Origin of the sequence: Rhizobium laguerreae, assembly GCF_002008165.1 — a bacterium.
Taxonomy (GTDB): domain Bacteria; phylum Pseudomonadota; class Alphaproteobacteria; order Rhizobiales; family Rhizobiaceae; genus Rhizobium; species Rhizobium laguerreae.
The window spans coordinates 329,592-343,886 of the sequence record NZ_MRDM01000017.1 but is presented as its reverse complement, the minus strand read 5'-3'; the positions used below and the strand labels follow the sequence as shown (position 1 = coordinate 343,886).

At 54.5% G+C, this 14,295-nt stretch carries 14 protein-coding genes; 7 read left to right on the top strand and 7 right to left on the bottom strand.

Going from position 1 to position 14,295, the window contains the following annotated elements:
- Positions 1-3: 3 nt before the first annotated feature.
- Positions 4-579, bottom strand: coding sequence for a hypothetical protein (locus BS630_RS25630; protein ID WP_077979608.1), 576 nt, complete (start codon positions 577-579; stop codon positions 4-6).
- A 421-nt stretch (positions 580-1,000) separates the two neighbouring features.
- Between BS630_RS25630 and BS630_RS25625 the strand changes: the two genes are divergently transcribed.
- From BS630_RS25625 to BS630_RS25610, 4 genes are all read left to right on the top strand, one after another.
- Positions 1,001-1,291, top strand: a complete 291-nt coding sequence (locus BS630_RS25625) for a ribbon-helix-helix protein, CopG family (RefSeq protein WP_077979668.1) — start codon at positions 1,001-1,003, stop codon at positions 1,289-1,291.
- 31 nt (positions 1,292-1,322) lie between these two features.
- Positions 1,323-1,871, top strand: coding sequence for a hypothetical protein (locus tag BS630_RS25620; RefSeq protein WP_143529503.1), 549 nt, complete (start codon positions 1,323-1,325; stop codon positions 1,869-1,871).
- 81 nt (positions 1,872-1,952) lie between these two features.
- Entirely contained in the window at positions 1,953-2,162 is a 210-nt protein-coding gene (locus BS630_RS25615) for a hypothetical protein (RefSeq protein ID WP_077979606.1), read from the top strand.
- Between the two features lie 8 nt (positions 2,163-2,170).
- Positions 2,171-2,554 (top strand): thermonuclease family protein, encoded by a 384-nt coding sequence (locus tag BS630_RS25610; RefSeq protein ID WP_143529501.1) that lies wholly within the window; start codon positions 2,171-2,173, stop codon positions 2,552-2,554.
- A 30-nt stretch (positions 2,555-2,584) separates the two neighbouring features.
- On the opposite strand, the gene BS630_RS25605 is transcribed toward BS630_RS25610, so the two are convergent.
- Entirely contained in the window at positions 2,585-3,679 is a 1,095-nt protein-coding gene (locus tag BS630_RS25605) for a hypothetical protein (protein WP_077979605.1), read from the bottom strand.
- A 242-nt stretch (positions 3,680-3,921) separates the two neighbouring features.
- Here BS630_RS25605 and BS630_RS25600 point away from each other — a divergent pair, with 242 nt between their 5' ends.
- Entirely contained in the window at positions 3,922-4,869 is a 948-nt protein-coding gene (locus tag BS630_RS25600) for a hypothetical protein (RefSeq protein WP_077979604.1), read from the top strand.
- Between the two features lie 47 nt (positions 4,870-4,916).
- Here the strand turns inward: BS630_RS25600 and BS630_RS25595 are convergent, their stop codons facing one another.
- Genes BS630_RS25595 through BS630_RS25585 form a run of 3 tightly spaced genes read right to left on the bottom strand, consistent with a single transcriptional unit; the run spans position 4,917 to position 9,298 of the window.
- Entirely contained in the window at positions 4,917-6,563 is a 1,647-nt protein-coding gene (locus BS630_RS25595; RefSeq protein ID WP_245310487.1) for a hypothetical protein, read from the bottom strand.
- A 15-nt stretch (positions 6,564-6,578) separates the two neighbouring features.
- A complete protein-coding gene (locus BS630_RS25590) occupies positions 6,579-7,739 on the bottom strand; it encodes a S49 family peptidase (RefSeq protein ID WP_245310486.1) in 1,161 nt (386 codons plus the stop codon).
- Between the two features lie 8 nt (positions 7,740-7,747).
- Positions 7,748-9,298, bottom strand: coding sequence for a phage portal protein (locus tag BS630_RS25585; protein ID WP_158081427.1), 1,551 nt, complete (start codon positions 9,296-9,298; stop codon positions 7,748-7,750).
- A 1,691-nt stretch (positions 9,299-10,989) separates the two neighbouring features.
- Here BS630_RS25585 and BS630_RS25575 point away from each other — a divergent pair.
- Both BS630_RS25575 and BS630_RS25570 read left to right on the top strand, forming a co-directional pair.
- Complete coding sequence (locus tag BS630_RS25575) at positions 10,990-12,135, top strand: hypothetical protein (RefSeq protein WP_077979600.1); 1,146 nt, start codon at positions 10,990-10,992, stop codon at positions 12,133-12,135.
- A 42-nt stretch (positions 12,136-12,177) separates the two neighbouring features.
- Positions 12,178-12,702, top strand: coding sequence for a hypothetical protein (locus BS630_RS25570; protein WP_077979599.1), 525 nt, complete (start codon positions 12,178-12,180; stop codon positions 12,700-12,702).
- Between the two features lie 68 nt (positions 12,703-12,770).
- Here the strand turns inward: BS630_RS25570 and BS630_RS25565 are convergent, their stop codons facing one another.
- Positions 12,771-13,364, bottom strand: coding sequence for a hypothetical protein (locus tag BS630_RS25565; RefSeq protein WP_077979598.1), 594 nt, complete (start codon positions 13,362-13,364; stop codon positions 12,771-12,773).
- Entirely contained in the window at positions 13,358-13,948 is a 591-nt protein-coding gene (locus BS630_RS25560) for a type VI secretion system-associated protein TagO (protein WP_143529497.1), read from the bottom strand. Before BS630_RS25560 ends, BS630_RS25565 begins: the two co-directional genes overlap by 7 nt.
- Positions 13,949-14,295 lie beyond the last annotated feature (347 nt).

Here is a 14,295-nt window from a genome sequence, read left to right as displayed (position 1 = left end):
TGGTCATTCAGGATGAGCGTAGTTGTCTGCATTTGAAAATGTGCGCTGCTTCCCGCCGAACCATACCGTGCGCGCAGGCAAGCCGTAGTGAGGAAAGTCAATCAGATTTGGCCAGTCGGGGTGAGGCCTCCTGGCCTGAAGTGTGGCGAAATCCGTTTTCCACCACCTATTGAGAACCGTTACGCTTCTATCGGGCAGCGTTTTGGTTCTCAGATCATTGAGAGGAAGCTTCATAAAGCGCGCATGAAGCCACTCCGAATAGTTCAGGGTGGCTCTAGTGATCTTCATTTTCTTCCCGCCAGGTTCCGCAGTCGTTACTTCGCCGAGCCAAAGTCGGAGCTCTCGAATCCCACGCGCCTCGATCGCCTCAGATCCAAGCTTATGATGTCGAGCCGTGAGCCGTCCGCTGAGCGACGCGCTGATTCCAACATATTGAGCCCGGGACGCCTCCTCTTCCCCGACCTTACCAATCAACATGTACAGGCCCGGCCAATCATAAGGTCTCGCAGCGTCACGTGCTTCTTTGACCGACGAGTAAGGCCCAAACCAGTCTACAGCGATCATCAAGTGCTTAAGCAAGCGTGCGGCCCTCCCTGTAATTCTGAACCCGTGTATGACTGTTCGCACTAACCGGCAAGAAGCCGTGAGCGCCAGACTAGACATGGACAACACCCGACCGGCGCACCGGCCATGTAGCCGAGCCTCAAATCCAAAGTGCATAAACATGTGGATTAAACGCCGCCCATGCGCACGGCATCAATGATTTGCGTCATAGTGCAACGGCCGCCAAGGAAACGACTGTGCCTGGAAAACACAACGATGTCGTCCCTCAGCGGCTGGAGCTGTACCCGCAAAGGAGGGGATGGTCAGGGCCATTCCCTCCGGATCCGGTAAAGCTACCGTGCAATATGTACGCCGGTTGCGCAACATGCAACGTGTCGATATCCACCGTTCCACGCGGACGTTCTTCCGCACGACCAACCGGAATGTCACCCGCGAAATGAATTCCCCCGACACCGCCACCCTCCTCGAAGACGCCGCCGATCGGATCGGAGATATCTCGCGAGCGGACCTCCAGATCATGCTGCGCCGCGCGGCACTGCGGCTGCGCAATGCCGGCACCGTCTCGATGGAAGATGATGTCGAGGACGCTCTGCGCGACCTAGCCGGCGAGCTCGGCAAGACGCGTAACGACATGATCAGGTTTATCGTCCGCGAGTGGATGGAGAAGAACACCTATCTGCCGATGCATGCGTTGGATGAAGACGGCGATGTTGATGGGTCAGCATGACCCCTTGCGAGGTCTGGAAATGAGAATTCTGATGGTTGTGCTGGCATTCTGCTTTGCTGTACCCGCAGCAGCGAGCACGCTTGAACTCGACAAGGCAGTAATGTCCGCTACCCACTTTGGGATGACGCCAATGGGTGTTGCTGACCGCAGAGCACTCGCCCGGACCGGGCTTGCGTATTGGGAGAGCTTTGATAGCCGGATACCACGGAACTCTCCGACGGTGTTGGCCTGGCTGAAAAAGGAGATGAACACTACCGATAGCGCTCGTATCAGCCGGCTCACCGCCACACCTGAATATGCACTGTGGGAGCTTTCGGAGACGTCAACGCTCTGTGTTGAATTGTTTCGATCTACCAATGAATTAGTGGGTCTCGGAGCCTTCAACGAACTATACATATGGACCAAGACGCTGGGCTGTTATGTTTCTCGGAGCGATCTTCTTTTACATTTGAAGCGGGCCGGTCTTTCCGACGGAAAGGAAGATGGCCTCTTCAGCCTTCAGCATTTCGGCATCTACCACAAGGAGATCACTGGTATCGTGGCCAATACACTCCTGGACGAAGCTCGGGGTTCGAAATAGCGGGAAAGCCTTGCGGAGCCGATAACGATAGCTCGCATCAGTGCTCACCCTCAGGAGCTGAGGCAATTTTGCGGAGAACCTATGAACCACCGTACCCACCTTATCGACAAAGCTAATCTTCTGCGAGACCAGCTTCGCTTAATCGAGATGGCGGCCCACGCGATCGACGATCGAGACCAACGAAGCGCGCTCATAGGAGGCTTTGAGCAGGCAAGAGAATCTATGGAAGAGCTGCTTGAGATCATGCGGAGCATTCCGAGGGGCGAGCCAATCATGGCCTCGAACGAATAGATGCTGCGATGATTGCTGGACTGATTATCTGCGCATCGCTGAGCGTCGTCGACGGTGACACGGTCAAATGCGACGGGCAGAACATGCGACTGCTGGGAGAAGGCGTTCCTTTCGTCTCGGGCATCGATACACCAGAAATCGGTTCGCACGCAAAGTGCGTGAAGGAACGGAAGCTGGCGCTGATCGCCAAGGGAAGGCTCAAGGAACTTTTGGCCGAAAAGGGATTGCGTGTCGTGTCGAGCGGCGCGGTCGACAAGACCTCGTCGCACCGGCCGCTCGTCAACATCTACCGAACGAACGGTGAAGAGATTGGGAAGACGCTGCTCAAGGAAGGGTTCGCGCGGACGTGGAGTCCGAGGCGGCGGAATGACTGGTGTGACGCGAAGCCATAAGTGCGCCTCCCCCTAGCACAGTACGAAAGGTCAAAACTGTACCGGGGCAAGTGTTCCACCTCTTTTCAGCGGATCTAGATCAGGATGAAGTTTCGCCCAGTTTCTGAGTAGACCTGTAGCATATTCGATGCCTTCTGCGCTGTATGCAAGCTTCACACCGGAATCATCAATGGGATTTCCAGTTAGCAGGGAAAACGAAAGCTCCCCGGCTCCAATAATCGGTAGCGCCAACCGTATGAGCTCGGCCTGGTCACGGCCCGTGTCCTTGTTGAGCGCGGCAAACCAGGTGCCCATTACGAAGTACTGCCTCAGTGCTACCGGCGGATAATTGCTGTTTTCTATATTCTCCAGGCTTGCAGCATCGTTAAAGCAACGCATCGCCAGATAGATCGCGAAATTTCGGATAATCAGAAACGTACTCCCCTCCCCGAACTCCTTCTCCCAACCGGGGTTCACTGGCAGCCAGTCCTTCTCTGGAGTCGGATATGTCGCCATTAAACGGCCTGCATAACAATCGGCATCCATCTCGAGTGTTTGTCTGTCGATCGGGCTCAATGGCACTTTTTTACCGCGCTCGATCTCCGTTAATCTCAAGCCATATCGATTACGAAATAAACTAGTGTGGCCGTTCCAGACATGCCCCATCTCATGCAAAAAGACAAAATCCAACGCGATACCAGTCATCAAATGCGCGAGTTTGGTTCTGAGTTCGTCGAGCTCCCCAGGTGGATGCGGAGGTCTGTTGTCAAGCGCAAAAAGAATATCCTCTGCTGTAATGGGTTCTGGATCGACATGGCTGTCGTCGAACTTGCCAACCCAAGGCATTATGCCTCTAAACAGCATCGCGCGCTTGAATAGTAGCGCAAGCGAGATTGGGACATTTTGGGCGATCGCTATTATGTCTTCACCTTGGATGGTATCGGCGAACGCGTTGAAATCATTGTCATCGCTGTAACCGATTGCGATTTGATGGGCAGCCGTGGCATGGGCTGCAGACCTGGAATCCGACAATCTTCTGAAGCGCTCTAGCGTAGTCTCGATTAGCGTGGCCCAAGGACCTAATTGTTTCGGATCGCAGCTTGCCATCCCGCTTGCAAGAATCAGCTTTTCGAAATCTGCGGGCAAAATTCTTTACTCCTGTTGAGGCCGGGCAAACGGTAACAGAATTCCACTACAAGTCGAGCACGCGTCACCCACATTCCCGGTTCGAGTGCCGTTCATCGCGGCACATTTAGCACCCTTTGGCCGAGCGCAAGTCGTGTTTCGCTAGGTACTGTAAGGTCAGATTAGAATTCGACACTATCGAACTTAAGCACGGCGATGCTAAAGGTTGCTCTCATTGACAAAGATTCAACCGAAGACGCGACATGACCGGCTTACCGCAAACCCGACTTCAACAGCTGTATATATCGGTTACACGGCCGTTCGTGATGGCCGCCTATCAGCTTCGCGAACGTCGGCGATTTAGAAAAAACTTTCCATTGATTTGGAAGACGCCAGGCGAGATCACTCAACTTGACCTCGCAAATTATGAACCTGAAGGCGATGACTTCAAACTGGACAAGAAATTCGTCGACGACCTGCTTCCTGCACGTGATGCGGCCAGGACGAAGGCAAACCGGATTATATTCGTCAATGCGATGATATTCGCGTTCTTGCTCACCGACTATTTCTCAATCGGCCTAAAGTTCTCGATACCGGGCGTTTCGGTGGTAGATCCGAAAGGCGTTAGAGATTTCCTAATATTTTTCTCAAGCCTAGCAGGCATTTATTGTTTGCTTATACAAAATAATATTTACACAATTGAAAGCGCAATGAAATATTCGATACTAAACAATTTTCCGGTGGAGCTCCGCGGTATTTACACAGCAAAGTACTTTTACTTCGAGAACTTTTCCCCTCCATCGCCGATCCAGCTTCCTCATATCAGCTACTCTCGGCTGTACAGCAATTATTTCATTGCGGCGTCGGTGGCATTCCTTGTTTTATTGTTATTATACTTTTGCCTCTATACCGCTCTCTACATCACGATAGCGATTGATGTATGGAAAAGTGCTCGTCTCGGCATGTGGAGTTACATCATCGCTGCCGCGTCTATCGCGAACGGTGCTCTCAGCATCAGCTATGTCATCCTCACCCGGATGAGGATGCCCTATAGGGATTACACAGTGCTTCACGAGCTTCAGGGCCTCCCGGAAATCGCGCCCTCTCAACTCGAAAGGCGACAAAAGGAGGTCTATGGCGAAGGTAGTGCGGACTATCTAACTCTCGTTGAACGGGGATACATAAAACCTGACAGAGTGAGTAACGGCTAGAAGCCACCTCCAGTATGATGGGGCTCGTTTTTGTCCGGCCTCTCCATCTAGACGAGAGGATGGAATTTTGCCTTCTCTGCCTGTGGGATGCGGCTCACCGTCCTGAGAATTCCGTGAAGCGTCGGGTGGACAAAGGAGCTGACGTCCAGATTCATGCCATGCGCCAGAAGGGTCGCGTCGTCTTGGACGATGGTCGCGAAGATTCCATCACCCGTGACCTTGTAGTCAGCGGTTCCGTCACCGTTGTCTGTTCGACTCATCAGCAGGCGGCTTGTCCACTGCCCCGGTTGATACTCAAACATGATGCGCGACCCGATCGGCACCGAGGTGTGCAGCTTTATCGTGTCCCACGTGGTTACGCCGTCCTGATTGCCGGGATGGCCGATGACATTCCCCAATTGGAACATCTCGGCGGCCGGCCCCTTGGTCGGGTCGCTGTCGGACATGAAGGCAGGTACCATGTCGATGACAGCATTATATCGCGGCGACGATTTGATGCTGTCGTTCACAGTTTTTAGGGTGCCCGTCACGGGGTTCCACAATGCCGAAACAGCAAACCCCGCCACTGTCCTGCCCGCATCTGTTGAGGTGAATGTCGGCATGAGGGTGATGCCAACGACGTGGATACCCGCTCCATAACGACTTTTCACGCGATCGACGAGACCGAACTTGGCACTGGACCAAGTGCTTGCGGTGGCGCTGTTGTCATTTCGGCCCGACTGGTCGAGGACGAAAGTCCAGATGTCCTTGCCCGCGTTATAGGTCGTCTTGATGGTGTCTATGAGATCCCACCGTTTGGTAGCCGAGGCGGCAAGTTCCTGAACGGATTTCGAGCCTGGCACGCCCATGACAAGCGGAATGTAACTCCCCCAAATCGAATCTCTCTGGTCCAGCCACCGCCGCCAAATGCCCATGTTGCCTCTGTCATCCGCCGACGCGGCAATTTCTTGCCGCTCCACGAGGGAATCCGCAAGCACGAGAGGGACCGGCCGACCATCCCACCCTTTTGCCAGTACTAGAGCCGGACCATAAGCGAGCTGCTGTGAGTTGGTCGCAGTGCCGACGAGGTTATACCAATTGTCAGGATCCATCGCTGGCGTGCTTGGACCATTGGAGGCAGCGAGCGCACGCACCGAGGCGATGTCACCTGCGGCCCAAAGTTTCTCCCCGCGGTGGCGCTGGCAGCGATAGGCACCAATGTAAGTGTTGCCGACGGTGCCGTGATAGACCGTGCGAATGCCGAAGATCGACCAAGCAGGAAGATCAGTCGGCAGGGTCACCTGCCCGTAAACTATCCCCGTAGCAGCCGTTGCGGTCGCCGCAGCGCTACCTCCGAAGAGGATTGGATATTCGGTGCCACTCGGATGAACGAAGAACGCCTCGTCGATCAACATATCAGCATTGGGGTTGATCGTTTCCTGCGGAGCGCTGCCGCCCTCGGTCAAGCCGAAGCCGACGAAGGGGATCAGGAAATCATTGGTAGGGTAATCAGGAGAGCCAAAGAACAGCTTCGAGCATTGATAATTCAGGCCGGAGGCATAGGTCATGGTGAAGCCGGCCGGCCAGTGCGTACGCGTAGCGGCCGGCATATAGCGGTTGGGATCCGCAATCCATTCCGGACGATTCCCGCCGCCGCGCTTGTAGTGGCGAACGTTAATGCCGACACCAATCCTGCTGATACCTATTGGCGTCATGATTACAGTCCTCAATCAGTTCGAACTCGTCGCGCTCTTCGGCTTGAAGCCGGCGTCTTCTAGCGCCTGCTCGATCTTCGCCATTGTCCGGCCGTTCGAGTGGGACAGGCCTGCGAGACCATTTCCGTCTGTCACCAGTGAAGGGTGCACGCCCGGCTTAACCGCAGACTTGTCAGTAACCGTGCCGTACGAGGAGCGCGGCGGGAAACCTGCATCTCGGAGTGCTTGCTCGGCCTTCGAGAGTGGCTGCGCTCGCACAATCGGCTCGGGCGATTGCAGCGCCATGGAATTTTTCGTGGTCATGGAGTCTTCCTTTGGACCGGATAGATACGATGCAAAATCTGCAATGGCGCCGTCGAGCACTCCGACCTTGTCAGCCAACCCGATCGATACCGCCTCATCAGCGCCAAACGTGAGGGCTTCGGTGTCCCGGACCGCCTGAGGGTCCATCGCTCTGTTCCGCGCCACGGTGGACACGAAGAGCTCGCCTAAATTGTCGATACGCGCCTGGATCCTGTCCTTGACGTCGGCCGGAAGCGCCTCGTAGGCGTTACCGTCTACCTTGTGCTTGCCGTAGTGGATGAAGGTCACCTTCAGCCCTGCGCCATCCATCGCTTTGCTCGCGTCCAAATGGACGGTCACGACACCGATGGAGCCGACGCCTCCCGTCCTGGCAACAGTCACGGTCCTGCATGCCGAAGCGATGGAGTAGGCAGCCGAATAGGCGTTCTCAGCCGCAAAAGCATGGATGGGCTTTTGACCACGAGCATTGAAAATCTTGTCAGCCAGATCGAAGTTGCCGGCAACATGCCCGCCAGGCGAGTCGATGATGAAGGCAATCCCTTTAACCTGAGGATCGGCCAGGCCGCGCTCGAGCGCCTTCGTAAGGTAGACATAGCCGGTCGCGTAGTCGCCGATCGCGTAACCGACGCCGAACAGAAGCACGCCTTTAACGGGGATCATCAGGATCTCGTCCTTGACGATGTAAGGACGATAGGCGGCCAGCCAGCTATCGGGCGCCGGCCAAAAATCGTCCTGCATGACAACGTTGCTGGTTGGCGCCTCGATACGGGTGAGCGAGACTTGCGCTGAGCGTAGAAACGCTTCGAACCGATTCTGCATGCCAGGATGCAGCATGGCCGGCGCGTCATGGAAGGTGGAAAGGAGGGCGTTCATTTCCATCTTCAGGCGGCCTTCTTTTCATGGTTCGTGCTGTCGGTCGGGTTCTGAAGGATCTTGTAGAAATCCTTCCACTCCATCTCGCGCTTCATCTGCCGCATGCGCTTGCGCCAGTCGGAGCCAAGGCGTGCATTCTCGGTTTCGAGATCGGAGAGACCGTTATTGATGCGCAGGATCGCCGCCTGCGTTTCCTTGAGTTCGTCGACCTGGCCACGGCTGGCGCCGACCCAATCGCAAGCGGTGTAGGCGTCCTTGAACTGCTTCTCGTAGAAGCTCGGCATATTGCGGCGAACGGAGGTGATCTCACCCTTGTTGATCGCCTCTTCCAGCCAGAGAGAATAGATGCTCGAGGCGAACCGATCGGCCACCATGCGCTTGATCGACAGCATGGCCTTGTAGGTCTCTGTCATCGCTGCGCGGGCCGAGGAATAGTTGGTCTTCGAGTAGTCGCGCGAAAGCTGCTCATAGGAGACGCCGAGCGCTGCTGCGATATGACGAAGAAGGGACTGCTCGAAGTCACTGCCGAGCGGACCCCCCGCCGCCACTGGCGACTGCATCTTGAATTTCGTGCCGGGCGGCAGGTGCGGGATCTTCAGCCCGTTGACGTGCAGGTTTTTCGCACCCGCCATGAAGTCGTCGAGCGTCTGATAGTGGCCGCTCATATATCCGGACAACGCAGCCTGGATGGTCTCGGGCGTCATCGACTCGCCGCCGAGCTGCGCGAAAATCGCTTCGGTCGGCAGTTCGGACTCGATCGTCGCCGCGTAGCTGGCGTACATGACCGCCTGCTGAAGAACCATCTGGCGGAAGTTCTTCGTCATCTTCATTTCGGAGAGCGCGGCCACCATCAGGGAGATGCCGCGGCTCTGATCCGGACGAAGCTGCTCGAAGATGTGGATCATCTGCAGCCGGCCCCACGGCTTGCGAATGTCGACCGGCTTCCACTTGTAGGAATCGGGCGTCATCCAGTCGCTCGGATGGGCCATGCGAATATAGTAGGTCTGCGGCGCGCCATACTGGTTACGGCGAATGCCACCGCGCACCGTCAAGTCGCCGGCATATTCAGGAGGCGTGGAGAGACGATCGGTGTCGATCATCTGGATTGACGTCGAGAACATGCGCGGCTGATCGCGCAGCCACTCAACGGACGCGAGCGCCTCGCCATAAACTGTGTGGGTGTCGACGGCCATGCGGACCAGACCGGTCAACGTGTTCTGACGCGCGGCGTCCGGCCAGTTGTCGAGCGACTCGGCCCACAAGCCAAATTTCTCCTCGGTCTCTTCCTGCCACTCGCCTTCCCACTTGTCGTCTTCCTTACCGAACAGCACGGTGCTCGCCGGCTTGGCGTTCAGCATGTAGTAGCTGCCGACGATATTGTCCTTGCGGAGAGTGGCGCCGCCCTGGACATAGGCGTCATTCCGAACCGTGTCGCGTGTGCGCGCATCGGCCATCGACTTCGCAGGCAGCAGATCGGCGTCGGCCGAGCGGATCATCGGGCTGTAGCTGGCGAGCTCTTTGCTGAAACGGGACGCGCCTTCGTATGCGTCTCCGCTCAAGGCATTGGCGCTCAAGCCAAGGAGTTCTGCGGTTTCGGAATCGTGGAATGTCATTGGGCCCGGTCACTGATGAGCGGCCATTATGGCACGCGATCAGCCGATGACAATCCCATGTTGAATGCAACATTGCTAATTCAACTTTTTATTGAATAAAGGACGCCGGTCCATCTTGTTCAACAAACTTCGATCCTGGCACAGTTCCTTAATTCTGAAGTCGGCATGAAAACATGTTGCTGCGCTCTGACTGGTAGCGCAGAAGAAAACTTATCGGAAAGGAAAACGTGGCTGCAATCCGTGAATTCGCTTTTAAGCGGCGCGATGAACAGGGTAAGACGCGGTGGAAGTATGGGTTGCAATTGATTGCAACGTAGCCTCACTGTTGGAGATAAGGGACGCGCATGGCGGCTCCGATCGTCACTGGACAGATGGCAGTTAAACCCACTGGGTCGGTCTGCCCTTGCATCCAGGCAAACAAAAATTGTTAGGGCTAAGACGAAGAAGAGTGTAGCCTGCTGGACAGATCTTTGATCATCGGTAACCACGATGTTCACAGGACCACAGTAATCTCAAACATGCCGAAACGGCGAAATCTAAAGGGTAGTTGACGGAATCCTGAAGAGTGACCACAATCTCCCTAGTTAAGATTTGATTACGCGTAGCAGTTTTGTGGACTAGGCAATCCCTAAGTTCGCACGGTAAGTATCCATAGTCCGCTACGACCGGACCTAATGGACCGAAGGAAAACGATGAAATGAAAGTGAGGTGAAACGCAATTTGAGCGCAGAAGCAATTGCTCTTATGATTATCGGGATACCTGCTGCAGTAGTGGCTGCTATCCAGATTTACGATAGGTTCCGACGCAAGAAGGAGCCGCCGCAATAAGCTGCGGATAAAAAGAAAGCTCGTCTAGGCTACGACCCCTGACGAGCTTTCGATTTTGAGGTCAAAACGAAATTTGACCGCAGAAGCGATTTAACTATTGGACAGTTCTAAGTGTTGGTCAACGATAAATTTTACGCAAAATTAATTGGCACGCATTGACAAAATGATTTTATTCGGCGCCGCAATCAATTTCACACGCACCAAATCATTTTGAAAGCCGCTAATTGTCGCAAAGTGATTTCGTCAGCTTCGTCGTAGGTGGTCCAGCTGACAAGGCGAGTCCGAAGCGCAAAAGCAACGGCTTCTATCGCAATAAGATTTCTACGCCAATCCGGCTGAATCTTCGAAGCCCAAAGGCCGCCGAGAAATTAATATTTCCTTTTCCAGCAAGGAGTTAAACGTGGACATGTCTGAAAACCCTGCAAAACCCACGGCGCGCCCACGCCTTCGCAGAGCCGATGTTCCTGCGTATCTGGCTTCAACTCATGGAATCGACGTTGCGGTTTCGACGCTCGCGAAATGGGCGACAGTCGGCGGCGGTCCAGCGATGCAATACAGCGGGCGTATCCCGCTATATTCGATCACAGAACTGGATCTATGGGCCACGCAACGCCTATCGAAAACGGTCCGATCCACCTCAGAACAGCGCTAGTCGCTTAGTGAGCAATCGGTAGATTGATGGCGCACCACAGATGAGGGCGCCAAGTCGCGAGCTAATGCATACCTCCCCATTATCCATGGATGTAATCGACAGTTGACAACAGCAATCCCTTTTACCAATTTACGCGCGTACGAGGGGCTCCTTTAAAATGACACTGATTCTCGATCCCGCTATGCGGGTGATCGAAAAAGATCATCAGATCTTTGTTCTCCATCCTGGTGACGGCAAACGTTTTTATAACGACTTCATCGCCACTTCATCCATTTTCCTCGATATTCCGGGTATCAAGTTTGAAACCTCTCCGGATATTGGTGATGAAGGAGTGCGCCAGCAGCTCAGGATGTCCAGAGCAATCGGTGGCTGGCACAAGAGTGGCAGGCCCGAGGCCCGAAAGCCAAGTCGGTTGATCGAGGACTATGGCGTCAAGCTCGAAGGCAGAGACGCTCCGCGATATATGCGGGAGGTGAAAAACCTCTACGTCGATGCGAAGCCGGGTGATCTCTTTGTGATCCCAGGTCCCGGCTATAACTCGAGAGTTCTACTTGCTGAGCTTTCCGAGGATTTCGATCCGGACTTCCGAGTTGATATTGCACGCTATGGCGCCGATCGCGTCCCCGCTCGGCGGGTTACGTTCATTCAGACGGAGTCCGCAAAGTACGAATTTGGCCAACGAGCCATTCAGCTGATGCAGAACCGGCAGGCGATCATCCGCGTAAGCGACGATCATGACCGGCACGAATTTTACGAGCATGCGTACGGGGACTATGTCTGGGGCGACGTTTCAGGCAGCTATATGGAGGTGACCGAGCAGGTCATCGATCAAAAAGACCTCACTGACGTTCTCTTCCTGACCAATCTTTACGGGGCGATGTACGTCGCTCTCAAAGCGGGGGAACTTGAGACCTTTATTGGCCTGCCGCTCCACGTAGCGATAAATCAGTATTATAATCGCGAGCTATTCGGCGATATCTCTATTGAAGTACATTCGCCGGGTTTTTTCGGGCGCCCAATGAAGAACCCGGCGATAGCAGGTTTTGTCGCAGCCATGACGGTCCTCGCAACGATGGGGGCGAGCCCTCTGGCCGCCACCACCATAGAAGTTCAAAATTCAGCCAACGGTCGGGTGTCCGCCTGTGATCTTGAGTTAGAGGCCGACGTCAGATCAACGATGCAAATTGTTACGAACGCTCACGCTTGGTGGGACGATCTTTGTAAGACACAAAAAGCAGCTGCTGATCAAACAGGTCTGAAGACTAAAGCGAAGATCGTCGACAAGCCTACCGATAATGATTAACACGCCCCATATTATATCTGATCTTCAAAGGAGATCATCTAGATGGCCGGCTTTGTAGAGTTTGTCAGGGACAACGTTAAGAAGGCATTTGCTGCCGCGCTCGCTGCAGGCGGCCTTTTTGGCGCGGTCGGCGGTGGTGCTGTGACCTACTATTTTACGGTTCAGCAAACACGAGTTGAGCGATTTGAATCGACGATGCTGACAGAGTACCAAGCCGTTGCCACTGCCAAGCGCCAACTGTACGCCTCGATCGACGCGCTGACTGCTGGGCTTGCGAAAGGCAAGAAGCCAGACGCCGCGCTCGTCGCGGATATCAACAAGCAAGTGCTCGAATTACACCAACGCGTAGACCTTTTCAGCATTGGTTTGCCAGTGGCTGACAAACAAAAGGTCGCTGCGGTGAAGGTCGCACTTGCCGGCATGAAGGCCGAGCTCTCTCGTGCAAAGGTGAAAGAGGATCTACCCTTTATCGCGGGTCAAGTTGTGCAATTCGAAACTGCCTACAAGGCGGTCGAACCTATTGTTGAGCGACAAATAGGCATGCCGAGCGAAATGCTAAACGGATAATCGCCGCGCGCATCTGACACCTAAAATCTGTATTTCCTGTTTCAGATGCGGTGTGCAGCTAATCCTTGCTATCGAACTTCTAGCGTTTTCAAGAGCCATTGTGGATATACGATCTGATTCAGCGTGGTCAGCATAACGTTTGTATCGCCTAACAAGGATCCAGTGAATGGGGGTGCCACGCGTTCCCCGGCGGGGTAGTAGCGAAGTGCGTCGGTCAGGTCTCGATTTAGCGCAATGGGGTTCTGCCCTCGGCCCTCGACGCCCCACACAAATTGGCAACCTAAGGAGTGAAGATCGCGATAGGAAATCTCGAACTCACCTTCGTGTTTATCCGCGAGAACAAGCTTGCTGTAATCGGGCTTCACAACTCGGCCGATCACAAAGAGCGTCCTGATCGAAGCGAGTGCAGTCAGATCACCAGGATAGCTTACGATATCCAACCAAAGTTCACCTCCTTTTCGGGTAACCTCGAATTTGATCCCGTCGAACACCGGCGCCTTATCCAAAAACGACTGCAGGCTGCTAACGTCTATGGAGTCAACTTGATGCTCAGGCAACGTTCCTGGCCAGTAGTTACCGCCGCAGCTATCGCCATCGGCCGCCAGTGCTGCCAGGCTCATGCCGAAGAACGCGCCGCAAAACCACATGGCTGCTTTCACCATTTGCATTCCTCGCGAACCGGCTTGGCCGCATTCTCAATATCTGTGATGTCAAATGTCGTCGTAATGGGGGACTCATTGTAGGGCGTGACACGAATCACCAGTTTCTTACCTCCAAAAAGTTGCTTCGCGAACGGTATAGCAGACCCACCGGACCAAAGCCCCAAGGCCTGATTGTCGGTCGAAACATCGAACGATTTTTGTGCCGCTTTCCTTTCGTCAACGCGGTAGGAGATCACGCCATAATCTTGGATCTCGGCCAAAAACATGTCACCCATGATGAAATACAATGAGGTGACATGCTCGTCGCATCGAAGGATCATCGTCGCTCGTTGCGTGCCGCCAAATTTGCCTGCAAAGCTGTCGTCTGAGGTTAGCGTGAGCGTCTGCGTTGCGCTGTCATCCATTTCGGATTTGGATGTCGCTAGCTGCCATTTGCTGTTCGTCGGTGTTGGCTGCGCCGCCTCGCTTTTGTCTTTGAAAATCTCATCGTAGCAGACAAGCCGCTTGTCTCCGTCCGCCAGGGCGGTGCACTCTTGCGGAGATTTTTCCGCATGTGCCGCTGACGAACCAAGGAGGAGCATCATGGCGCCGGCACGGAGTGGCGACAATATCGAGTCGGTAGCCCTCAATTGGCCGGTGATGAGGTTGAGAAAAGACCTGCAATCAAGATGAGACGAGAAGACCACGATTCCCCCGAGCGTAGATTGTACATCTCACTCATCCTGTCGCTGAGCGCGTCTCGTCAAGAGCATTTCTGAAGATGAGCAAGTTTCGAAACACCTTATTGATGAAACTACCCGCGGTTGGCCCCTGCGTGATCTTCCTGTGCCCATCTCTTCGCGAGTGCGACGACCCACTCATCAAGAACCCTTTTCACCTTTTCGGCCGATTGTTCTCGAGTAAAGCCTTCCATGACAGCATCGCCGAAAAC